Source organism: Promicromonospora vindobonensis (assembly GCF_042685865.1).
GTDB classification, from domain to species: domain Bacteria; phylum Actinomycetota; class Actinomycetes; order Actinomycetales; family Cellulomonadaceae; genus Promicromonospora; species Promicromonospora vindobonensis.
On record NZ_JBHUOG010000001.1, the window covers coordinates 526322 to 546636 of the forward strand.

Here is a 20315-nt window from a genome sequence, read left to right on the forward strand (position 1 = left end):
CGGCGACGGGCGGGGGGCATGACAGTCGCGATGCTCTCTCTCGGGCTCGCCGTCACGCCCCGTCCCGCGCCCTGGCTACCAGCAGGCGCAGGGCCGGCACCACCTCGTCCTCGAACCAGGGGTTCTTCGTCTGCCAGCGGAAGTTCAGCGGTGACGGGTGTACCAGCGGCATCATCGTCGGCAGGTACTCCGCGTACGCGCGCACCGTCTCGGTCAGGCTCGGCTTCGCCCGGGATCTCAGGTAGTACTTCTGGGCATAGCCGCCCACCAGGATCGTGAGCCGGAGGTCCGGCAGCTCGGCGAGGATCCGCCGGTGCCACAGCCCGGCGAAGTCCTTGCGCGGCGGCAGGTCGCCGGAGGCGCCCTTGCCCGGGTAGTAGAAGTCCATCGGGAGGAGCGCGATCACGTTCGGGTCGTAGAACTGCTCGTCGTCGACGCCGAGCCAGGACCGCAGCCTCACACCGCTGGCGTCGTTCCATGGCACGCCGCTCTCCTGGGCCTTGCGTCCGGGAGCTTGTCCGACGACGGCGATCCGGGCGCCCGGCGCGGCGGTGTACAGCGGCTCGTAGCCGAGGTCGCGCGCCCAGGCGTTGGACCGGTGCGCGGTGATCTCGGCCCGGATCTGGTCGAGAGTGCTGGGCACGGCTCTCCTTCACGTCTGCTGAGGCTCGGGCAGGGCTGCCCCGTGCAGCCCAGTCTGTCCCCCGTGCGAGCTACCTACGAGTGTCCACCCCGCGGTGACGATTCCGGACACCAGGTTCCATAGCGTTCGGGGTAGCCCGCGGCGCACCGGCCGCGGCTTCTCGAACAAGGGAGTCATCGTGCGTCTGGTGTGGCAGCTCGTAGCAGTGTTGGCGGTCGCCTTCGTCGGCAACCAAGGTTCCATGGCGGTCCAGGGCAACCACTGGCTCGAGCTCGTCGTCGGAGTGGCCACGGCCGTGCTCGCGGTGCTCGTCTACGCCTGGGTGGTGCGACGGACCGAGCGCCGCGCGCCGGTGGAGGTGGAGCTCAAGGGCGCCGCACCCGCGATGGGCTGGGGCACGCTGCTCGGCATCGGCCTGTTCGGCGCCGTCATCCTGAACATCGCCTTCCTCGGGAACTACACGGTCAACGGGCTCGGCACGACGTCGGGCGCGGTCGGCCTGCTCGGCTTCATGGCCGCGGCCGCCGTCACGGAGGAGCTGATCTTCCGCGGCGTCCTGTTCCGCATCATCGAGGGCTGGACCGGCACCTGGATCGCCCTGACGCTGACCAGCGTGCTGTTCGGCGCGGCGCACCTCTTCAACGCCAACGCAAGCCTGTGGGGCGCACTCGCCATCGCCATCGAGGCCGGCGGCATGCTCACGGCCGCTTACGTCGCGACCCGCAAGCTGTGGGTGCCGATCGGTCTGCACTTCGGCTGGAACATCGCGGGGAGCGCGATCTTCAGCACCGAGGTGTCCGGCAACAACACCCCGCAGGGTCTGCTGGACGCCACGATGTCGGGCCCGATGCTGGTCACCGGCGGGGACTTCGGCCCGGAGGGAAGCGTGTACTCCGTGGTGTTCTGCGTGCTGGCGGCCGGGGTGTTCATGTGGCTGGCCCGCCGACGTGGCCACCTGGTCCCCCTCCGGCGCAGCGCACGGTCGGGCACGGCCGCTACGCTCCCCCGGTGATCCAGCAGGTCCTGGACCGGTGACACCGGCTCGACCCGCCTGCTCGACGGCGCCGGGGCACCTGTCATGGTGCCTCGGCGCCCCAGGGTGATCTCTGCGCCTCGTGCTGTGCCGGTGGTAGGCCGGACGTACCTTGGCAGCGGGGGGCGGGCCGGGTTCGCCCAACCTACCCGGACGCCCTTCACCACGAGGAGGTGGTGAACATGAAGCGTGTCTTCATGACGTGCGTCGTCGCCGCGGGGCTGACCGTTGGTGGCGCCATGTCGGCACACGCCGGCGAGACCAGCGGGACGGGTGCCGTAGTGCCGGGCGCGTTCAACGCCAGCTCGGCGTGCGCGTTCTCCGGCCGGGACGTGCCCGACGACCAGGAGGAGCAGCCGCCGGAGTTCGACGACGACTTCGTCACGGGCGGGCACGTCCAGAGCTACGGCAAGTACGTCAGCCACGGGCTCAAGGGTGTCGTGCCGAGCCCCGGCGAGGCCTGCCGCGGCAACGCGGGCGGCGGGGAATAGCATCACGATCGCCGCCACGGCGGGGACCAGCAGGACCGGCAGCGTTGTGGTGCCACCTCCGCGTTCACCGTCGCGGCGGCGACCATGAGGTCGGCCGGCCGCGACGGCGGCGCGAGCGTTCGCTCAGGAGACCTCTACCTCGGCGAGCAGCGCACCACGGTTGGTCCGGATGAACGCCTTGAGGGCCGCGGGCACCAGCGCGATGGCGGCGAGGGCGCCGTCGTCCCGGAGGTCCACGTGCTCGACGGCGTAGGTGCCACGGACCGGCTCCTGGAGCTCCGGGCCCGACCGGAGCTCCAGATCCATCGAGGCGACCCGCGCGAGGAAGTAGTGGTGCACGGCTACCCCGGCGTCCTTGGGCTGGGACGTCAGGAACACCTGCCGCACGACCTTCGCCGTCGCGCCGAGCTCCTCGAACAGCTCCCGGTGCAGCCCGTCCTCGACCGAGGCGTCCCCCGGCTCGACGCCGCCGCCGGGCGTCACCCAGTACGGGGCACGACCGCGGACGGTTCGCTTGATCACCACGAGCCGTCCCTCCTCGTCCAGCAGGATCGCCCGCGCCGCGCGCCGCACCACCACCGACGGCGTGGTCGACGTCGCGGGGATCTCGTCGACGACGGGCGCCTGGCGCAGGTAGCCCTCGAACAGCGGCCCGCCCGCGGCGTCCAGCGTCGCCCGCGCGACGGCGACCATCGTGTCGTCGTCGTGCCGGGCAGCCACCCAGCGGGCGGCGTATCCCGGGTCCCAGGCCCGCAGCTCGCGCAGCAGCCACTTGCCGCCGCCGTCCCACCGGCCGGCCGCTGCCAGGGCAAGGTGTCCCACCCGCTCCCACAGCACGGACCGCACCACGTCGGCCTCGCCGCCGTCGCGCGCGTACGCGAGGTCGTCCAGCAGGTCCGTCACGCCGTACCGGGCATCCTCCAGCGCACTGTCCGACGCCGGTCCGGGGCCCGCTTCCAGCATCGCCTGGCACTCCGCCTTCAGCCCCGCGACGTCGGCCTCACCTGCCACCGGCACACCCGTGGCGATCATCCGGACCAGCGTCGGCTTTCTCCGGGCCATCTCCTGCGCGATGAACCAGCGGTGCCCGTCCTCGGTGTTCACGAACAGCTCCGCCGGCCAGCCGCGCCAGCGCACCGAGTCACGGTGCCCGACGGCGTCGTCGGGCACGCAGACCACGATGTCCAGGTCCGATCCCGCCGTCCGAGCGCCCGGGTCGAGCACGCTGCCGGCCAGCAGCGCCCACCGAGCGTGTGGGTAGCGGTCAGCGACCAGGGCGGCGGCGTCGGCGATGGGGTCCACGGCAGACATCATCTGCCACACGGGCAAACGGGCCTATTCGTTATCGTGAATTCCCGTCTCGGCCTCGGTCGCCACCTCACCCGTACGGATATCGCAGAAGGAGTACCGCCAGCCATCGCCATGAACACCACGGCGCCCATCTGGTCGTGCACCTTGTGGCGCATGGTGTGCTCGGCCGGATCGCCCTCCGTGTACCCGGCGGACAACCGCGCATGGGGTCCATCGGGAAGACCCCGGAGGCGACGAGGCCCAGCCCGAAGACAACCACTGCGCAACCCAGCAGAAGGTTCTGCCCCGGCACGATCAGGCCCCATCTGGGTCGTCGTCGGCGGCGTCGGCATCGCCGTCGCCGTCGACGACTGCCTCATCGAGAAGGATCGGGATCGGCGGCTCCGGCTTCGGTGGCTTCTCGGGCAAGACGCTGGAACAGGTACCACTTCGGCGAGGATCGATTCATCGGCCATCCCAGGCCGGCCGTGTCCGCACTCTCGACCGCGACGAGCTCCCACTCCTGGAACGCTGCGACGACCTGCGCCTGCGAGACTCCCTCAACCAGCCGCTGATACCGCGACTGCCCGAAGGCCAGCAGCAACATGCTGGCTCCTGGTGCCGCAAGTGCTGTCACACCCCGGGCTTCCGCAGCCCGTTGCCCGGCATCGAGTCCTTGGAAGCAACCGATATCGACGAAGAGGTCGAAAAGACCCAGTCCTGCAGATTCGAGGTCGGTGGCGTCGCCCACTACATAGGTGACCTCTGCGGGACTCTTCTGCCGAGCGGCCTGAATCGCTTCGGGCACGATATCGACGCCTACCGCTTCCCACCCGCGCCGGGCGAGTCCGGGAGTGAACTGCCCCCGCCCGCACCCGACGTCCAACGCCCTCCCCAGGCCTTCAGGTCGTCCTTCGGCGACGAGATCAAGCAGGGAACCGAGCTGCGCCTCAGCTGCAGGACGATAACGCTCCCACGGTGTGTAGCCGAGGCGGTACATCCAGGAGTACTTCCCCGTCGGCCGGCTCTGAGACGCCATCAGAACCGGTCTCGCACTGCGGGATTCTTGCTCCTACGTCCAGGACTGAGCGATCTGGTGGCCAATTCGGCGTGTTCGCGCTTCAAGCTTCGATTCCTTCGCTCGCGTTGTTCTGCCGACGGGCTGACGGCGGACGGGTCTAGTCAGTACATCTAGCGCAGGTGGACGAGCCCGGCGGACGTCGGACGGAACCCGCACGACTCGAGATAGAACGACTCGAGGTGCGGCTCGAAGTCGACGAACATCCACTCGCAGCCCGCCGCCCTGGCTCCCTCGACCGCACGACGCACGACGGCGGTGCCGATGCCGTGCCGCCGTGGGACGCGGTGAGGTCGACGATCTCGTCGTCCGACACTGGTTGGCGCCAGGCAAGGACCGCTTCATCTGTGGGCATCGTGCTCAAGGATGACGACCGTCGGGCCGCGGCGGCAAGCGGATATTCGCAAGGGGGTGCGAGCAGGGTCTGGCCTCAGCTCATCACGTCCGCCCTGCCGTGAGCCGCCGCGCGCCGGCGGCTCTTCCAGCCGAGCACCGCCCAGGCGACGGCGCCGACGACGAGCATGAGAAAGACGGGGTTGGTGACGAAGATCGAGAAGGAACCGTCCGACTGCAGGAGGCCTCGCCGGAGGTTCGACTCCAGCAGCGGGCCGAGCACGAAGGCGAGCGCCAGTGGCGCGACCTCGAAGCCGAACTTCTTCATGCCGTAGCCGAGCACCCCGAAGGCCAGCGCCACCCAGACGTCGAAGATGGAGCTGTTGATGCTGTAGACGCCGACGAGGGTGACGAGCAGCGTCAGGGGGCCGAGCAACCGCATCGGGGCGCTCAACAACCGGGTGAAGACATGGATCAGGGGGATGTTCAGGGCCAGGAGCACGATGTTGCCGACGAACATCGACACGATGACGCCCCAGAACAGCTCCGGGTTCGTCTCGATGAGCTGGGGGCCCGGTGTGATGCCCTGGATCATGAGCGCGCCGAAGATGACGGCCATGGTGGTGTTCGCCGGGATCCCGAGGCTCAGCAACGGGATGAACGAGGAGTTCGCCGCTGCGTTGTTCGCGGTCTCCGGACCCGCCACGCCTTCGATCGCGCCGCGACCGAACATGTTCGGGGTCTTCGAGACCCGCTTCTCGATGCCGTAGGAGGCCATCGACGCTATCGTCGCGCCGCCACCGGGCAGCACCCCGAGCAGGAAGCCGATCACCGATCCCCTGGCGAAAGGTGCAGCTGACCTCCGCAGCTCCTTCCGGTTCGGCAGCACCCGCCCGTAGGTCAGCGAGGTCGACGGGTTCCGCCGGGACTCCTCGATCGTGTGCATGAGCTCGCCGATGCCGAAGAGGCCCATCGCGACAGCGGCGAACTCGATCCCGCCGCCGAGCTCCGGGATCCCGAAGGTGAAGCGCGCGGTGCCGGTGATGGGGTCGGTGCCGATCGTGGCGAGCAGCAGCCCCAGTGCCGCGACGACGAGCCCTCGGAGCAGCCCTCCGTTGGCGAGGTACGCGACGAGGACGATGCCCGTCAGCGCGAGGAGCGTGTACTCGGCGGGGCCGAACCCCAGCGCGAGCTCTGCGATGGGCGCGGCGAGGAACAGCAGTCCGACGATGGCGATGGTGCCGCCGATGAAGGAGCCGATCGCGGAGATGCCCAGGGCGACACCGCCCAGCCCTTTTCGAGCCATCTGGTAGCCGTCGAACGTCGTGACGATCGTGGTCGCCTCGCCGGGGATCTTCAGCAGGACCGAGGTGATGGTCCCGCCGTACGCGGAGCCGTAGTAGATGCCGGCGAGCATGATGATGGCCGACTCGGGCGGCATGGCGAACGTGATCGGCAGCAGGAGGGCGATCGTGCCGGCGGAACCCAGTCCCGGCAGCACGCCGATGAGGTTGCCGACCAGGACTCCCACGAACACGACGAGCAGGTTCTGCCAGGTGAGGGCTGTCTCGAGCCCGAGGAGGAAGTCATCCATGGTGTCGATGCCTAACGGTGAGAGACCGGGACGGTCCGGTGGAGCACTGTCCGGTGCAGTACTAGAGCGGCGTGGTCACGCCGAGGACGACGAAGAACAGCAGCCACGCGGCCCCCGTCCCCACGACGCAGGTGATCGCGATCGTCGGCCAGCGCGTCGCGCCCGCGGCGATCTGACAGCCTGCGAGGAGCACGACCGAGGCGAGCAGGAAGCTCACGTGCTCGAAGAGCAGCACGAACGTCACGATCGACCCGACGACGATCAGCGCGTTCCACACCTCCGGTCCGAAGGCGCCCTCCTTGCCGTCCCGGTTGAAGACGAAGAAGGCGACCGCGCCGACGGCGAGCGCGGCTCCCAGCGCCGCCGGCCACATCCCGGGACCAGGACGGTCCGGAGCTCCGACGCCGAAGGCCACGCCCGAGAGGATCGCGCCGGCGCCGAGGAGCACGAACACGGCCGCGCCGATCGGCTTGAGGACGCGCTGGCTCGGTACGGCGTCCTCGGCGTCGGGCGGACCCAGCTGCTCGACGGTGGACTCTCCCCCGTTTCCGGAGGCCGCGTCGTGTGTGTCACTCATCGATGAGTCCCAGCTCGACGAACGTCGGCCCGTTCGCCTCGTACTCGGCCTCGAGCGTCGGGACGAGCTTGTCGGTCTCCACGCTCGACGCCTCCGAGTGGAGCGCAGCCAGGGTGGTCGTGACCTCCTCCGACTCGACGGCCTCGCCGAAGATCCGCTCGAGCTCGGTGGCCGCCTCGTCGGGGATGTCCGCGTTCGCGTACAGCGCCTTGAATACCGCGAGCTCGATGTCGACGTCCTGCTCTACCGCCGTCGGGACGTCGGGCAGGCTCTCCAGCCGCTCGTCGCCGTAGACCGCGATCGCTCGGAGGTCACCGGACTCGAGGTACTGCATGGCCTCGCCGGGGTGCACGGCGACAGCGTCCACCTGGTCCCCGAGGAGCGCGGTGATCGCCGGAGCTGAGCCGTCGAAGGGGATGCCCTCGGCCTCGGCGCCGAGCTTCGCGAACGTCTGCGCCACCGCGATCTGCGTGTAGCTGCCGGTTCCCGAGCTGGCGTAGGTGAACCGTCGGTCGGCGTCGGCGCGCAGGTCGTCGATGCTCTGCCAGCTGCTCGAGGCGTTCACGAGAAGGAGGATCGGCTCCTCGTTCACCGCGGAGACCCCGTGGAAGTCCGTCGGCCCGAACTGGAAGTCCTGGAAGTGCGGCATCGAGGCGAAGGGACCGTTCGGCAGGTAGATCACCTCGCACGGGTCGGGACGTTTCGTCGCGACCTGCGTAGCGGCGACCGTGCCGTTGGCCCCCGTCTGGTTCACCACCTCGACGCGGATCCCCTCGGCGTTGCTCACGCTGTCGGCCAGGGCTCGCCCGACGACGTCGGAGCTCCCGCCCGCCGCGTAGGGAACCACCATGGTGATGGTCTTGCAGTCGAGGCCGCTCGCCGAGGAGGCGCCGCTCGTGCCGCACCCGGTGACCAGGCCCGCGAGGGCGGTGGTGGCCGCTGCAATGATCAGGGTCTTGTTCGTGTGCTTCTTCATCTCGTCACTCCCTTGTAACGGTCCTGCTTGTCACGGTCCTGGTCGAAATCGTGCGAGTCGTGGGGCGGTCAGCGGAACGCGGCGGTCCAGGACGCCGTGTGCAGCTCGCTCTCGGCGCGCCATCGCGAGATCACCCGGGAGAGCCGGTCGCGCTCCGCGCGGTGTTGCGGGTCGTCCCACAGGTTGGCCATCTCGTGCGGGTCGTCCGCCAGGTCGAACAGCTGGCCGTCGTCGTGATCCACGAACTCGACGAGCTTGTACCGCTGATCTCGAACCATCGTCATCAGGGCGGTCTGCTGCAGGATCATGTCCCGCGCGTGCTCGGAGAACGCGAACTCCCGGCCCGCGAAGTCCTCACCGCGGAGCGCGGGCAGCAGCGAGCGCGCCTCCATCCATACCGGCGGTGCGAGCTCCGCGAGCTCGAGCACGGTGGGCCCGAGGTCGAACAGGGACGTCAGGCCGTCGAGCTGGCGGTCCGCGACGATCCCGGGTCCGGCGATGATCGCGGGCACCCGCACGCTCGGCTCGTACATCGACCACTTCTGGATGTGGCCGTGATCGTTGAGGCAGTCGCCGTGGTCGGAGGTGAAGATGATGACCGTCTCCTCGAGCACGCCTCGTCGTTCGAGCGCGTCGACGACGGCCCCGACCTGCTCGTCGATCATCGTCACGTTCGCCATGTAGTACCTGCGCTGCCTGTCCACCTGGTCGGCGGTCGGATGCTCGAGGTGCACGATCCCGTCGTGGTCGACCTCGAGGTTGTCGCGAATGAGGTCCTTCACGGCGAACGGCTGGCTGGCGCGGTCCTCCGCCGAGTCGTGCGCCGCCGGCATCTCGACGCCGTCGTAGCGCGCGATCGCCTGGGGGGTGGGGTCGTACGGCGGGTGCGGGCCGGGAAACCCGACCTGCAGGAAGAAGGGCTCGTCGCCGGGGTACACGTCGAGCCAGTGGGCCGCCAGGTCGCCGACGAAGTTGTCGACGTGGAGGTCGTCGGGTGCTTCCCACTCGAACGCGCCGAGCCGCTCGCGGTAGTCGTCCAGCGCCCGGTACTTCGTCGCCCGGTCCGGCTTCACGAGGCCCCTGCTGCGGAAGGCCTTGTCCCACTCGTCCAGGAAGAAGGGCAGCGTGGGGTTGGACCGGTCCTTGTTCTCGACGACGTGCCGCTCGTGGAACCCGACGCTCGCGGTGTAGGGGTACGTGTGCATCTTGCCCACGTTGACACAGCGGTAGCCGGAGTCGGCGAGCCGCTCCACCCACGAGTGGTTCCACGGATCGTTGTTCTTCAGCACCCCGGTCGTGTGCGGGTACATCCCGGTGAACAGGCTGGCCCGAGAAGGCGCGCACGACGGCGCCGTCACGTAGGTGTGGGTGAACGTGGTGCCGCGCCGCACGAGACGGTCGAGGTTCGGGGTGATCGCGTGCTCGTAGCCGAGTGCGGCGATCGTGTCGAACCGTTGCTGGTCGGTGATGATGAAGACGATGTTCGGACGGTCTGTCGGCATCGATGTCCCTCTGTGGACGCCTCGGTGAGCAGTGCACAAAAGAGCGCTGGGCGGAACGCTCGTTTGTTCAGGTGAGTGTAGGGACGCATGACCCATCGCGCAATAGTGACTTATGGCAACGCTCAGATGTGCAATACTGACGGCGTGGTGGACGCACGGCGAAGAGCCGAATCAGTGAGCAGGGCTGTCATGCTCGAGGTGGCCAAGGCGTATTACCTCGAGGACCGCTCGAAGGTGCAGATCGCGGAGGACACCGGGCTGAGCCGATGGCAGGTCGCCCGTGTCCTCGACGATGCTCGCGAGGAGGGCGTCGTCACGATCCGCGTGGAGGACGACGACGCGCCGCAGGGCGGGCTCGCCGGACGACTGCAGGAGGCACTGGGGGTCCGGCACGCGGTCGTGGCCCCGTCCCGTGCGCTCCGGCCCGACTCCGGCGTCGAGGCCGTGGCGCAGGCACTCGCCACCTACCTGAGCGAGGCGGTCGGCCCCGGTGAGGCCCTGGCGATCGGCTGGTCCCGGGTCATCGAGGCCATGCCGGCCCGGCTGCAGCGCCTCGCCCCCTGCGATGTCGTGCAGCTCGCGGGCGCCCTGACGTTCACCGGCGACCGGGTCGGATCCGTCGAGGTGATCCGCCAGGTCGCGCGCACGGCCGGGGGCACGGCATATCCCGTCTACGCTCCGCTCGTCGCCCCCACCGGTGACATCGCGGCCTCGCTCCTCTCGTCACCCGAGATCGCCGACGTGATGACGCGTGCCGAGCACGCCGACCACGCCGTCGTGGGCATCGGGACCTGGACGAAGGAAGGCTCGTCGATCCTGCCACTGCTCCCCGCCCGCCTCGTGAAGGCGACTGCCGACGCCGGCGCGGCAGCGGTCGTCTCCGGGCGCGTCATGGACGACGAGGGGCAGCCGCTGGACGTCGGCGTCGACGAGCGAATCGTCGGCCTCACGCTCCGCGCGCTGCGCTCCGTGCCGAGCATCATCGGCACCTGCGTCGGCGCCCATCGCGTGGCCGCCGTGCGAGCCGCGATCCGTGCGGGCCTCGTGGACGTCCTCATCGTCGACGAGTCGCTCGCAAAGGCCCTGCTCGACTCCTGACCGAGCACGCCGACCAAGATCTCGGGCATTTCCGCTGGCCACCGGGTTAAAACTCTCATCCTGGTTTCACACAGTTCTCATGCTGGTGTGGAAGCGTGGCTCCTCCGCCCGACGGAAGGAACGGACCGCATGTCGAAGCTCTCCAACATGATCGGCCTCGCCAAGAAGGTGCTCGACTCCCAGACCGGGCAGCAGACACAGCAGGGGGCGCCGCAGGGAGGCTCAACGGGACAGAAGTCCTGGCGATCCACCCTCGAGGACGTCGCCGCCGCGGTGGGCGGACGGGACCAGGCTGCGCAAGCGCCGGCCTACGGAGCCGACCCGCAGAGGCGGCCGGGCGCGCCCGCGCAGGCGCCCGGGTCAGCGTCCGCCGACGCCGACCGACAGGCCATCGCCCGCTACGACTACCTCATGCGCACGGCCGAACCGCAGCAGATCGAGCAGATCCACGCCGAGTCGTTCGCCCGGCTGACGCCGGCGCAGCGCGAGGCGGTGCTGCAGCGCATGCAGACAGAGCTTCCGGCCCACGAGCAGCCCCGCTCGTCCGACGTCGGCGATCTGTCCCGGGCAGCGGCGCGGACCGAGGCCCGCCGGCCGGGCTCCATGCGGTCGGTGCTCGCGAAGGTCGGCACCGGCGGAGCAGTGGCAGGAGTCGCCGTCGGCGCGGTCGGCGTGCTGGGCGCCGTCGCGGCCGGTGCGGCGGTGAGCAGCGTGGCCGGCCCGCTCCTGGAGAACGCGTCGAACCTCGGCGTCGACTTCGAGACGCTCGCGTCGGGCGTCGACGTCGAAGGGCTCACGTCGTCGGTCGGCGAGCTCGGCACGGGTGCTCTCGATGAGGCCGCCGCGGGCGTCGGGGACCTCGGCACCGGCGCTCTGGACGAGGCCACCGCGGGCGTCGAGGAGCTCGCCGGCTCGGCCGACGGTGCCGTGTCCGGACTCGGGGACCAGGTCTCCGGGGCGGGCGAGCAGCTCTCTGACCTGGCCAAGGGATTCGACCCGCGGGACCTCTTCTGAGCCACCCCGCCTGACCGGGTTCCGGTCTCACGCTCGACAAAGTACTCAGGCCCGGAGATCCGCAGATCTCCGGGCCAGGTTTCGTAGCGGGGACAGGATTTGAACCTGTGACCTCTGGGTTATGAGCCCAGCGAGCTACCGAGCTGCTCCACCCCGCGATGACACCCTCAGGTGCGGACCTAACCTACCACCCCTCAGGCACGCCATCTTCTGCGTGCCATGCCATCTTCCGCGGCCCGACCGGCTGTTCGGTGGAAGATGGCATGGCACGCGGATGATCAGGCGCCGTGCGACAGCGGTCGAGCAGGTGCCGCGGCCCTGGTTCGCGTCGTCGGCTTCGCGAGCAGCGCCACCGCAAAGGCCACCGTGGCAACGGCGAAGGTCACCAGGGGCGGCCCGGGGACGAACACCACGGCCAGGCCGAGGGCTGCTGCACTCGAGGCGAGCGCCACGACTCCGAAGGGGCGCATCCAGCGAGACGGTGCCTCGAGCGCTGTGGCGATCATCCACAGCAGCAGCCCGACGACGAACATCGCCAGCCCCATCGAGAGGCTCACCCCCCGGTTCAACAGGTCCGCCTGGAGGGAGATCGGACCGATCTCGATGAACGTGGCGCGCATCGCCGCGTCCAGCTCTGGATCGGCCTGCAGGACGAGTTCGAGGATGTCGTGCACGACGCCGGTGAACATCCAGGCGGCAGCGCCCACCCGAAAGGCTGTCAGATTCATCAGGCTCTCATCTCAGCAGGTGTTGGGTTCGGGTCGCCGGCACAAACCAGCACCTGCCGGTTGGTGCGGTCGACGCCGAGCACCTTCGCGCGCCGGAAGCCGCGGACCGCGGAGAACTCATGGACCATCAGGGCACCTCGCCATCTATACGGTAGCGTACAGAGAGACAGTAACCCATCTATGCGGAGGCGTATAGATGCAGAGAAAGGTCCGGTGAGGAATGGTCGGCACGACGCGCACGCCGCGCGACCGATGGATCGAAGAGGGCCTGCAGATGCTGGCCGACGGTGGCCCGGACGCGGTCCGCATCGAGGTACTGGCCAAGCGGCTCGGGGTGACGAAGGGCGGCTTCTACGGGTTCTTCGCCGACCGCGACGCGCTGCTACGGGCGATGCTGGACTCCTGGGAGCGGCAGAGCGTCGACGACGTGATCGAGAACATCGAGGCCCACGGTGGTGACCCGAAGACCGAGATCTACCGCGCCGGCCTGATGACGTTCTCGAACGACCACCTGCTGCCCATCGATCTGGCGATCCGCGACTGGGCGCGCCGCGACGAGGATGTCGCGGCGCGGCTGCGCCGGGTGGACAACCGGCGCATGGACCTGCTGCGCACGGCGATCGGCAGCTTCTGCTCGGACCCCGTCGAGATCGAGGCGCGCAGCCTGATCGCCTTCTGCGTGGCGATCGGTGAGCACTTCCTCGCCGCGGATCACGGCGAACACCCCCGGGCGGAGGTGCTTGCACGGGCCGCCGACCTCATCCTCGACCGCACCGGAACCTGAACGCGGGAAGGCAGTGGTCTCACGCTGGTGCACGCCGCCGGGGCGGTCAGCAGCGCGCGTGTCAGTCACCGGGCGCGTCACTCACCGGGTCCGCCAGTCGTCGTGTTCCGGAAGGTGCGGCCCCGGATTCGTCGCCGTCGTCGGGGACCCACCGCAGCACATCTCCCGGCTGGCAACCAAGAGCCGCGCAGATCGCGTCGAGCGTCGAGAACCGGACCGCCTTCGCGCGGCCGTTCTTCAGCACCGACACGTTGGCCGGACTCAGACCGATCGCATCGGCGAAGTCGCCGACCGACATCTTCCGCTTCGCCAGGAGCACGTCGATCTCGACGACGATAGCCATCAGAGCACGCCGTCCAGCTCCGTCTGCGCGTCCGTCGCTCGTTCGACGAGTCGATGGCCCACGAACACGACACCGAGCAGTGCGACGCCGACCAGACTCCCCAGGCCGCTTGCCATCCATAGCCCCAGCTCCCCCATGTCCTCGTCGGGCATCGGGATCCCCACGAACGTCAGGTACAGGAAGAAGCCGCCGGTGAGCAGCGTCGCGGCGCCGATCGCGGCGCCGATCGTGATCACCCAGGGTTGCGTGCCCGGCCGGAAGAAGATGCCGGCCTGGGCGCGGAGCACGAGGGCCCAGAGAGCCGCGAGCGATACCTGCGCGCAGGCGATGAACGCGATCCCGACAGCCAGGAGCGGGGCGCGGTAGGGCCCGTACGCCGGAAAGTGCCTGACCTCGTCGGCGGCGATCCCCGGCAGGATCACGGCCTGGGCGAACAGGCCGAGGGCGATCCCGCCGAGGATCAGCATCGTGAGCATGGCGAAGACTATGCGATTCATGCAGCGATTATCGCTGTGAATCGCTCGATATTCAATCGATTATTGGCGGCAGTCGATCGATGGTTCGGCTGCAACCACGCCACCGCCTTGTGAGCCGCGCGGTGCTGGCCAAGCTTCTGGTCAGGTCACAGGCTCTCCCAGAACGCCGAGAGCACGCGGGCACCCAGTGCGGGGTCCTCCAGCATCCACCAGTGGTTGAGACCCTCGAGCACTTCTGCTCGGGCCCCGGCGCGCGCAGCCCCGCTGCGACGCTGATCGACGGTGCCGACGACGTCGTCCGCGGCTGCAATGATGGCCAACCCCGGTCGAGCTGCCGCCGCGGAGAGGTTTCGGCCGATCTCGGCCATCACCGGTTGGGGAGTCGAGCGGTAGAGCGCCAGCATGGCGCGCCCCATCTCCTCGCCCTGGCCGGCCGCGACACCTGCAGCTGCGGGCTGCAGAATCCCCCATCCGGCCACGCGGGCCGTTCGCTCCTCGACATCGCCGGAGAAGATCTCGTCGACGACGCGCTCACCTTCATCGGGCGTCTGCCAGACCTGAGCCTGAGCATGCCACTCATAGTCCGGTTCGAAGACGCCGACAGCGTCGCTCACCCAGCTGCGCAGCAGATCAGGTCGGTTCATCGCGACACCGAGGACGTGGAGGCCGCCCCAGTCATGCCCCACCAGGTCCACCGGCTCCTCGAACGCCGAGAGCTCGCCGATCAACCAGTTGCGGTAGTCGTCGACGGTGGCGCCGAAGTCGCTGGGCAACGGCGCGCCGAATCCCGGAGGGGACAGTCGCACCACATCGGACCGGCCGAGCGACGCGAGTTCCGATACCAGCGGCTCCCACACAGCAGACGTCTCGGGGGCACCGTGAACAAGTACAACAGCCATGGATATTCTTCCACTCCCTCGGTGACTGAACTGAATGATTTGCTGTCTCGGTCAAGCGGATCCATAGCCGTTGCCGGTGCCATGCGGCACCAGGGATCTCGCGTGCCGGAGACCGTCGATCAGGCCCTGCCGACCCCGGAATCGGTGGCAGACCGTGCCTTTGCTGACACCGGCAGCGCGGGCCATGCCCCCGTCGCCGCTCCGGAGGTCTCGTTCCAGCTCTTGTCCAGCACCTGCAGCAATGCCTCCACCGGCTGCGCCCCGGAGACGGCGTACGTGCCGGCGAACACGAAGAACGGCACACCGCTGATCCCGTACTCCCTGGCCTGGCGCAGGTCTGCCTCGACGGCGTCGGCGAACTCCCCGCTCGCCAGAGCGGCGCGGGCCTCCGCACGGTCCAGGCCCACCTCGGCGGCCAGGTCCGCCAGCACCTGGTGGTCGGAGAGCAGGACGCCCTCGGTGAAGTACGCCCGGAACATGCGCCGGACCATCTCACGCTGCTTGCCGTGCGTGGCGGCGAAGTGGCTGAGCTGGTGCGCCGTGCGCGTGCTCACACCCTGGGCACGGTCCAGGCGGTACTCCAGGCCGAGCTGCGCCGCGCGCTGCGACACGCCCTCGAGCACCTTCACCGCCTGCGCTCGGGACATGCCGTGCTTGGTCGCGATGTGGTCGGCCGGGCTGATCGGTGCGTCGCCCTCTGCCATCTCCGGCATCAGCAGGAAGCTGTGGTACCGCACCTTGACGTGCGCGGCGTGCGGGAACTGCTCCAGCGCCTGGTCGAGGAGCGTGTCGCCCATGTAGCAGAAGGGGCACACGACATCGCTCCACACGTCCACGACGAGCTGGCCGGCGGCCGGGCCGAACCCCTCGCCCGCCATCAGGAGCACACCCCATCCAGGTCGCAGACACCAAATGCCTCGCCCGTGGGGATGAGCTCGAACGGAGACGACGGGGCCGGGGCGCTGAGCGCTGCGGCGGCGTCCCCGTGAGCGGCCTGCCGGCCGTCCGAACGGATGAACTCGCGCGTGTTGAACTCGGACATGACTACCTTTCTTGCCCGGCGTCCGGGCTGTACCCGTGTGCTGATGCTTTCCCTGCTACATCGATTCTGAGGGGTCAGCGGAGCGCGATCCATAGCGTCGAGTCCCGAATACTTTACGTGTCGTCCAGGAACTCCTGGACTGCTCGGACGCTTGCGTCGGCACTCGAGGCCCGTAGCTCATTCCTTCGCGGGTTCCCGCGGTGAGCCAGCGGCAGTGCTCAAGCCATCGGTCCCCCGTAGCTCATCCAGTAGTCGATCGCATCGGGTCGTGGACGGGCCGTCATGCCGCTGGGGACGCCGAACTGCATGACCTGTTCCGGGACGTCGGCGAACGTGGACCACACGGGTAGCTCCGCCCCGTTGGGATCGCCGGTCCGGACGAAGTTGAGCCAGTAGCCGCTGAGGTGGTCACGCAGCAGATGGTCGGCTTCGCCGTAGTCCGCCGGGCCGTCCACGCCCAGGTTGTCGAAGGCGTACATGAGCTCCGCGCCGTGGTACGCCCCGTACTCCTCCTGGTCCTCGCCCGGCGGGGTGTGTGTAAAGAAGTACAGGTAGGCGGGCGCCTGGCCGCTCTGCGTCTGCAGCCGTGCCCATCGGTACGTCGCGCGCGTGAAGGCGCGGTCGACCTGGGCCTGCAGCATCGAGTCGAATACCTGCTCCTCGGTCTCGCCGGGGTACAGGTCGAGGAACGCCTCCAGGTCCTCGCCGTGGTCCTCCTGCACCGTCGCGCGATACTCCTCGGGAGTCACCGGCTCCGGAGGGAAGGCCCGGACCAGGGAGACCTCGTCCGCATTGCTGCCCACCATCGTCGGGACGTCGAGCTGGTCGCCGGCCGCGTAGATGTCCGCCGGGTTCCGGCCCAGGACATGCCCGTCGACGGAAGGCCGCCAGTGCGGTCCGACGGCCGCGGCGGCCTCGATGATCCGGTCGACCGGTAGTTCCCGCATCTCCGCGACTGTGCCGACGCCCAGCTCCCTGGCCAGACGCTCACCGGCGTCCGCTGCGACCGCACGCGAGTCGCTCTGGTCGCCGTCCTCGGTGTCCCCCTCTGTGCCCATGCAGGCGCCGCTGCTGCCGATGATGCCATCGACCAGCCCTTCCGCCAGGGGTGTCGCCCCCAGGATGCACACGCTCTCGCCGCCCGCTGACTCGCCTGCGATCGTGACCCGGTCAGGGTCGCCACCGAAGGCGGCAATGTTCTCCTGCACCCACTCCAGTGCCGCGATCTGATCCAGGATCCCGTAGTTGCCCGACGCGCCGTAGGACGACTCGGCGGCCAGCTCCGGGTGGGAGAGGAACCCCATGACACCCAGCCGGTAGTTGATCGTGATGACGATCGCCGCACCGGTGGAAGCCAGCGCCTCGCCGTCGTACAGGGGCAGGGCACCCGATCCGGTGGCGAAGCCGCCGCCCGGGACGTAGACGAGTACGGGCAGCTCGGCGGACGCGGGCCGCGCGGCGCGCCAGATGTTGAGGTACAGGCTGTCTTCGCTGACCGGGTAGGGGTTGAGGAACGTGTCCTCAAGGGGGATGTCGAGGGTCTGGGACAGCGCCCTGGTGGCGAAGGTCGTGGTGCCCTGCACCGGCGCCGCCGAGAAGCGGTCGGCGGCGAGCACCTCGGACCTCGGCGCCGGGGGTCGGGGCGCCTGCCACCGCAGGTCGCCGACCGGAGGCTGGGCATACGGCACGCCCGCGAAGATCTCGACAGTGCCTGCGTCGTTGCGCACGCCGGTCACCGGGCCTTCCGCGGTCTCGACCGGCTGCGTCGCCTCCTGCTCCGCGCCTCCTGCCATCCGGAACTGCGGCCCCGGATGGGCGATCACGACCGTTCCGGCCACGACGGCACCTGCCACCAGCCAGGCGCCTACTCGGAGCGCGACCCCACGCCGCAGCCACCAGGAGGCAGAGAACACCAGCGCGACCAGGAGCACCGCGACCAGGCCCCAGCCCCACCACGGTGTCTTGTTCAGCCAGCCGAGCACCAGCACGACCGCGACCAGGAGGGCGAGCGGCACCCAGAACCAGGCGGAGCGTCGCGAGGGACCGGGGCGGGGCGTGCCGGCGGTCGCCTGCGTAGTCATTTCCACGATGTGTTCCTTGTCTTCCTTCTTCATCACCGTTACTCGATGAGCGCAGGACGAGGAGAGCTCACCATCTCCGGATGGACACTTCGTCGTAGGTCAGCTGTGCGGGCTCGGTAGGCGGCCTCAGCTACTGCGCGGCCGGTTCAGCTCCCCGAGCACATCGGTCGGAGCGCGGTGGCGCAGAATGATGGCAAGTTCCGTCCGAATACGCTGCAGCCCTTCGACGGTCGCGGCCAGTTCCGCATCAACGAGTCGGATTGCACCGTCCGGCACCTGGTCGGCGCGATCAATCGTCGCGATCTCTGAGAGCGAGACGCCGAGATCCCTCAGTCGCTTGATCTGGAGCAGCCGGATGAGATGCGCGTCGCCATACTGCTTGTACCCGTTCGCTGCACGGTGCGGCTCATCGAGGAGTCCCAGCGCGTGGTAGTGCCGCACGGCCTTGACCGTCGTACCTGCGACGTCCGCGAGCTGCCGGGTACTCCTGGGCATCGCCCCACCGCCTGTCGTTGAGAAGAGTGAAGACCAGGCACCTGTGACTGCGCTCGGGTACGCACCCGGTATGCGCGGGCGTGAGCGCCGAACAGTCGGTTCGAGATTCGCTATCCGCGAGGTAGGACGGCCGCGGCGACGATGACGTTGTTCACGATGGCTGCGGTAACGGTGCGCGCCCCGGCCTTTGCCGCGGCGTCCGCTCCCCAGTTGCCGTCCTTGAGTTCTTCGGCGCGGGCGATGACCGGAGAGGTCCATGGGATATCGCGGTCGAACTGAGGCAGAGTTCCGCTGCCATAAAGGAGCGCTGCAAGCGCCGCGGTGCGTTCCGTGGGCTCCGCACCGTCGACGAGCACGGCACGGACCTCGGCAAGCAGGCCGTCACGGCGGCCGGTGTCCCCCTCCTGGAGCACCGAGGTCTGGAACAGGCCGAGTGCCTTCTGTGTGCGGCGGCGGAGGTCTCCGCGTTCGACGAGTCGGTCCAGCAACGGTTCACGCAAGGCGGGTCCCGTCGCAGCGAGGACCGTCTGCACACTTCGCGACTTGCGGGCGACATACTCCCAGCTCGAACGAAGCAGAGGGTCGGACGGAGGGCTGTCGGCGACGGCCCCCACGGTCATCGTGCCGATCCGCGTGGTGCCGGTTCGAACGTGGCCGCCGAGCCCGAGGTCTGCGAGCACTGCGCCAGCGAGAACCCAGTAGAGCGTGGCCTCGCCGGCGATGTTCCCCGCGCCCCCCTGGCGACCAGAGCTCGGCTGGAAGAGAAGTAGGAGAAGGTCCTCCGCCAAGGTCCGGGGCCGGAGCGTGGCAGAGTCGTTCGAGGCAGCCGCACGCACGGGTCGTTGCTCAGTCATTGCTCGATCCCTTCCTCGTCCTTTATCGGTGTCAGGCCGTCGGCATTGTTCGGATCGGTCCCTGCGACTGCCTGGTGCCATTCAAGAGTGTGTCGTCGGAACATGGTCAACTTCTCCTGGGCAGCTTCTCTGCCTGTCCACCGGGCAGTTGCCCACGTGCGAGCGCGTTAGCGCGGCTGAGGACATCCAGCTGAGCGGGGCTGTACAGCTCCGCCACCGCCTCCGCGAACGTCTCCGCCGTGACGAGCAAGCTCTTGGAGAGGTGTGCGGCAGGATCGGTCAACCACGGATAGTCGATGAAGTTCTGTCTCAGGGTCCTCGCGAGCCGCTCGGCGAGCGCCCGCCGTGTCTCCTCGTCCGCATCGGCTGGAAGCTGGTCGATCTCAGCGCTGAGATTGTCGGAGTCAGCCTCAGCCATCTTCTGAACATCGGCGAGCGCTTCCTCGTCGTACAGCTGGGTGTAGATGTGGATCATCGAGCTATCCGCTTCGGACAGCCGCGATGCCACGGAAGCGAACCCGGCCGGCGTGTGCGCGGGAGACTCTTCACGGAGGATTGTGGCGATCTCTCCTCGGGCCTTCGTCAAACGTTCGATGCTCGCTCGGAGCTCGGCGTCGAGGTCACGGAGAGCCTCCGGTGCGTGATCGGCTCCTGCGCCGACATCGCCGATCCCCGAGAGCGGCACGCCAAGGTCGGCGAGGCGTCGAATCCGAAGGAGACTCACGAGGTGCCCGACCTCGTACAGCTTGTATCCATTGGAGCGACGCTCAGGTTCGTCGAGCAGCCCGACACGGTGATAGTGACGAACCGTGTTCACCGTTGTTCCCGCCAGGTCTGCTAGCTCGCGAGTACTCCACGGCATATCTTGTCCTCTCCGCGCTCACGGAGCGCACCGACGAAACTCAACTCCAAGCCGACGCCGCACGTGCTACGCCTGAACGACGGCTACAGCACCTGTACGGTCCTGCACGAGACCGGAGACGT

At 68.8% G+C, this 20315-nt stretch carries 23 protein-coding genes and 1 tRNA gene; 5 read left to right on the top strand and 19 right to left on the bottom strand.

The window, feature by feature from the left end:
• Positions 1-52: 52 nt before the first annotated feature.
• Entirely contained in the window at positions 53-643 is a 591-nt protein-coding gene (locus ACFS27_RS02410) for a uracil-DNA glycosylase family protein (protein WP_377179976.1), read from the bottom strand.
• A 178-nt stretch (positions 644-821) separates the two neighbouring features.
• On the opposite strand from ACFS27_RS02410, the gene ACFS27_RS02415 reads away from it, so the two are divergent.
• The gene (locus tag ACFS27_RS02415) at positions 822-1655 is read left to right on the top strand and encodes a CPBP family intramembrane glutamic endopeptidase (protein WP_377179979.1); all 834 of its coding nucleotides are present in this window, start codon (positions 822-824) and stop codon (positions 1653-1655) included.
• Between the two features lie 203 nt (positions 1656-1858).
• Entirely contained in the window at positions 1859-2167 is a 309-nt protein-coding gene (locus ACFS27_RS02420) for a hypothetical protein (RefSeq protein WP_377179981.1), read from the top strand.
• A gap of 123 nt (positions 2168-2290) precedes the next feature.
• Here the strand turns inward: ACFS27_RS02420 and ACFS27_RS02425 are convergent, their stop codons facing one another.
• The 7 genes from ACFS27_RS02425 to ACFS27_RS02455 form a co-directional block, all read right to left on the bottom strand.
• Positions 2291-3469, bottom strand: a complete 1179-nt coding sequence (locus ACFS27_RS02425; RefSeq protein ID WP_377179983.1) for an NUDIX hydrolase — start codon at positions 3467-3469, stop codon at positions 2291-2293.
• A 364-nt stretch (positions 3470-3833) separates the two neighbouring features.
• Positions 3834-4457 carry a class I SAM-dependent methyltransferase gene (locus tag ACFS27_RS02430; RefSeq protein ID WP_377179985.1) on the bottom strand — a complete coding sequence of 208 codons (624 nt, stop codon included), beginning with the start codon at positions 4455-4457 and terminating at the stop codon, positions 3834-3836.
• A 191-nt stretch (positions 4458-4648) separates the two neighbouring features.
• A complete protein-coding gene (locus ACFS27_RS02435) occupies positions 4649-4786 on the bottom strand; it encodes a hypothetical protein (protein WP_377179987.1) in 138 nt (45 codons plus the stop codon).
• A 179-nt stretch (positions 4787-4965) separates the two neighbouring features.
• Positions 4966-6462: a tripartite tricarboxylate transporter permease gene (locus ACFS27_RS02440; protein WP_377179989.1), complete on the bottom strand. Its 1497-nt coding sequence runs from the start codon at positions 6460-6462 to the stop codon at positions 4966-4968.
• Between the two features lie 61 nt (positions 6463-6523).
• Positions 6524-7039, bottom strand: a complete 516-nt coding sequence (locus ACFS27_RS02445) for a tripartite tricarboxylate transporter TctB family protein (RefSeq protein ID WP_377179991.1) — start codon at positions 7037-7039, stop codon at positions 6524-6526.
• A complete protein-coding gene (locus ACFS27_RS02450) occupies positions 7032-8015 on the bottom strand; it encodes a tripartite tricarboxylate transporter substrate binding protein (protein WP_377179993.1) in 984 nt (327 codons plus the stop codon). Before ACFS27_RS02450 ends, ACFS27_RS02445 begins: the two co-directional genes overlap by 8 nt.
• A gap of 68 nt (positions 8016-8083) precedes the next feature.
• The gene (locus ACFS27_RS02455) at positions 8084-9517 is read right to left on the bottom strand and encodes a sulfatase family protein (protein WP_377179995.1); all 1434 of its coding nucleotides are present in this window, start codon (positions 9515-9517) and stop codon (positions 8084-8086) included.
• A gap of 174 nt (positions 9518-9691) precedes the next feature.
• Between ACFS27_RS02455 and ACFS27_RS02460 the strand changes: the two genes are divergently transcribed.
• Complete coding sequence (locus ACFS27_RS02460; RefSeq protein WP_377179997.1) at positions 9692-10615, top strand: sugar-binding transcriptional regulator; 924 nt, start codon at positions 9692-9694, stop codon at positions 10613-10615.
• Positions 10616-10744: 129 nt separating this feature from the next.
• The gene (locus ACFS27_RS02465) at positions 10745-11629 is read left to right on the top strand and encodes a cation-transporting ATPase (protein ID WP_377179999.1); all 885 of its coding nucleotides are present in this window, start codon (positions 10745-10747) and stop codon (positions 11627-11629) included.
• A gap of 84 nt (positions 11630-11713) precedes the next feature.
• On the opposite strand, the gene ACFS27_RS02470 is transcribed toward ACFS27_RS02465, so the two are convergent.
• Both ACFS27_RS02470 and ACFS27_RS02475 read right to left on the bottom strand, forming a co-directional pair.
• Positions 11714-11787 (bottom strand) — tRNA-Met (locus ACFS27_RS02470).
• 120 nt (positions 11788-11907) lie between these two features.
• Positions 11908-12357, bottom strand: coding sequence for an LIC_13387 family protein (locus ACFS27_RS02475; RefSeq protein ID WP_377180001.1), 450 nt, complete (start codon positions 12355-12357; stop codon positions 11908-11910).
• 220 nt (positions 12358-12577) lie between these two features.
• Here ACFS27_RS02475 and ACFS27_RS02480 point away from each other — a divergent pair, with 220 nt between their 5' ends.
• A complete protein-coding gene (locus tag ACFS27_RS02480) occupies positions 12578-13141 on the top strand; it encodes a TetR/AcrR family transcriptional regulator (RefSeq protein ID WP_377180003.1) in 564 nt (187 codons plus the stop codon).
• A gap of 61 nt (positions 13142-13202) precedes the next feature.
• Here ACFS27_RS02480 and ACFS27_RS02485 read toward each other — a convergent pair whose 3' ends face one another.
• The 9 genes from ACFS27_RS02485 to ACFS27_RS02525 form a co-directional block, all read right to left on the bottom strand.
• The gene (locus ACFS27_RS02485) at positions 13203-13484 is read right to left on the bottom strand and encodes a helix-turn-helix domain-containing protein (RefSeq protein WP_377180005.1); all 282 of its coding nucleotides are present in this window, start codon (positions 13482-13484) and stop codon (positions 13203-13205) included.
• Positions 13484-13981 carry a DUF2975 domain-containing protein gene (locus ACFS27_RS02490; RefSeq protein ID WP_377180007.1) on the bottom strand — a complete coding sequence of 166 codons (498 nt, stop codon included), beginning with the start codon at positions 13979-13981 and terminating at the stop codon, positions 13484-13486. The genes ACFS27_RS02485 and ACFS27_RS02490 overlap by 1 nt, the downstream gene beginning before the upstream one ends.
• Positions 13982-14106: 125 nt before the next feature.
• Positions 14107-14859 (bottom strand): alpha/beta fold hydrolase, encoded by a 753-nt coding sequence (locus ACFS27_RS02495; protein WP_377180010.1) that lies wholly within the window; start codon positions 14857-14859, stop codon positions 14107-14109.
• A gap of 119 nt (positions 14860-14978) precedes the next feature.
• Positions 14979-15737, bottom strand: coding sequence for a DsbA family oxidoreductase (locus tag ACFS27_RS02500; protein WP_377183572.1), 759 nt, complete (start codon positions 15735-15737; stop codon positions 14979-14981).
• Complete coding sequence (locus ACFS27_RS02505) at positions 15737-15901, bottom strand: hypothetical protein (RefSeq protein ID WP_377180012.1); 165 nt, start codon at positions 15899-15901, stop codon at positions 15737-15739. Before ACFS27_RS02505 ends, ACFS27_RS02500 begins: the two co-directional genes overlap by 1 nt.
• A 218-nt stretch (positions 15902-16119) precedes the next feature.
• Positions 16120-17982 (bottom strand): carboxylesterase/lipase family protein, encoded by a 1863-nt coding sequence (locus ACFS27_RS02510; RefSeq protein ID WP_377183574.1) that lies wholly within the window; start codon positions 17980-17982, stop codon positions 16120-16122.
• 126 nt (positions 17983-18108) lie between these two features.
• Positions 18109-18477: a MerR family transcriptional regulator gene (locus ACFS27_RS02515; protein WP_377180014.1), complete on the bottom strand. Its 369-nt coding sequence runs from the start codon at positions 18475-18477 to the stop codon at positions 18109-18111.
• Positions 18478-18587: 110 nt separating this feature from the next.
• Positions 18588-19331, bottom strand: a complete 744-nt coding sequence (locus ACFS27_RS02520; protein WP_377180016.1) for a GOLPH3/VPS74 family protein — start codon at positions 19329-19331, stop codon at positions 18588-18590.
• Between the two features lie 106 nt (positions 19332-19437).
• Positions 19438-20193: a helix-turn-helix domain-containing protein gene (locus tag ACFS27_RS02525; RefSeq protein WP_377180018.1), complete on the bottom strand. Its 756-nt coding sequence runs from the start codon at positions 20191-20193 to the stop codon at positions 19438-19440.
• Between the last annotated feature and the right edge of the window lie 122 nt (positions 20194-20315).

What these genes read in the sequence shown, in the direction of transcription:
- ACFS27_RS02420 (WP_377179981.1), top strand. Translation starts at nt 1,859, where the DNA reads ATGAAGCGTGTCTTCATGACGTGCGTCGTCGCCGCGGGGCTGACCGTT.
- ACFS27_RS02430 (WP_377179985.1), bottom strand. Translation starts at nt 4,457, where the DNA reads ATGTACCGCCTCGGCTACACACCGTGGGAGCGTTATCGTCCTGCAGCT.
- ACFS27_RS02440 (WP_377179989.1), bottom strand. Translation starts at nt 6,462, where the DNA reads ATGGATGACTTCCTCCTCGGGCTCGAGACAGCCCTCACCTGGCAGAAC.
- ACFS27_RS02445 (WP_377179991.1), bottom strand. Translation starts at nt 7,039, where the DNA reads ATGAGTGACACACACGACGCGGCCTCCGGAAACGGGGGAGAGTCCACC.
- ACFS27_RS02450 (WP_377179993.1), bottom strand. Translation starts at nt 8,015, where the DNA reads ATGAAGAAGCACACGAACAAGACCCTGATCATTGCAGCGGCCACCACC.
- ACFS27_RS02455 (WP_377179995.1), bottom strand. Translation starts at nt 9,517, where the DNA reads ATGCCGACAGACCGTCCGAACATCGTCTTCATCATCACCGACCAGCAA.
- ACFS27_RS02465 (WP_377179999.1), top strand. Translation starts at nt 10,745, where the DNA reads ATGTCGAAGCTCTCCAACATGATCGGCCTCGCCAAGAAGGTGCTCGAC.
- ACFS27_RS02475 (WP_377180001.1), bottom strand. Translation starts at nt 12,357, where the DNA reads ATGAATCTGACAGCCTTTCGGGTGGGCGCTGCCGCCTGGATGTTCACC.
- ACFS27_RS02480 (WP_377180003.1), top strand. Translation starts at nt 12,578, where the DNA reads ATGGTCGGCACGACGCGCACGCCGCGCGACCGATGGATCGAAGAGGGC.
- ACFS27_RS02485 (WP_377180005.1), bottom strand. Translation starts at nt 13,484, where the DNA reads ATGGCTATCGTCGTCGAGATCGACGTGCTCCTGGCGAAGCGGAAGATG.
- ACFS27_RS02490 (WP_377180007.1), bottom strand. Translation starts at nt 13,981, where the DNA reads ATGAATCGCATAGTCTTCGCCATGCTCACGATGCTGATCCTCGGCGGG.
- ACFS27_RS02495 (WP_377180010.1), bottom strand. Translation starts at nt 14,859, where the DNA reads ATGGCTGTTGTACTTGTTCACGGTGCCCCCGAGACGTCTGCTGTGTGG.
- ACFS27_RS02500 (WP_377183572.1), bottom strand. Translation starts at nt 15,737, where the DNA reads ATGGCGGGCGAGGGGTTCGGCCCGGCCGCCGGCCAGCTCGTCGTGGAC.
- ACFS27_RS02505 (WP_377180012.1), bottom strand. Translation starts at nt 15,901, where the DNA reads ATGTCCGAGTTCAACACGCGCGAGTTCATCCGTTCGGACGGCCGGCAG.
- ACFS27_RS02510 (WP_377183574.1), bottom strand. Translation starts at nt 17,982, where the DNA reads ATGACTACGCAGGCGACCGCCGGCACGCCCCGCCCCGGTCCCTCGCGA.
- ACFS27_RS02515 (WP_377180014.1), bottom strand. Translation starts at nt 18,477, where the DNA reads ATGCCCAGGAGTACCCGGCAGCTCGCGGACGTCGCAGGTACGACGGTC.
- ACFS27_RS02520 (WP_377180016.1), bottom strand. Translation starts at nt 19,331, where the DNA reads ATGACTGAGCAACGACCCGTGCGTGCGGCTGCCTCGAACGACTCTGCC.
- ACFS27_RS02525 (WP_377180018.1), bottom strand. Translation starts at nt 20,193, where the DNA reads ATGCCGTGGAGTACTCGCGAGCTAGCAGACCTGGCGGGAACAACGGTG.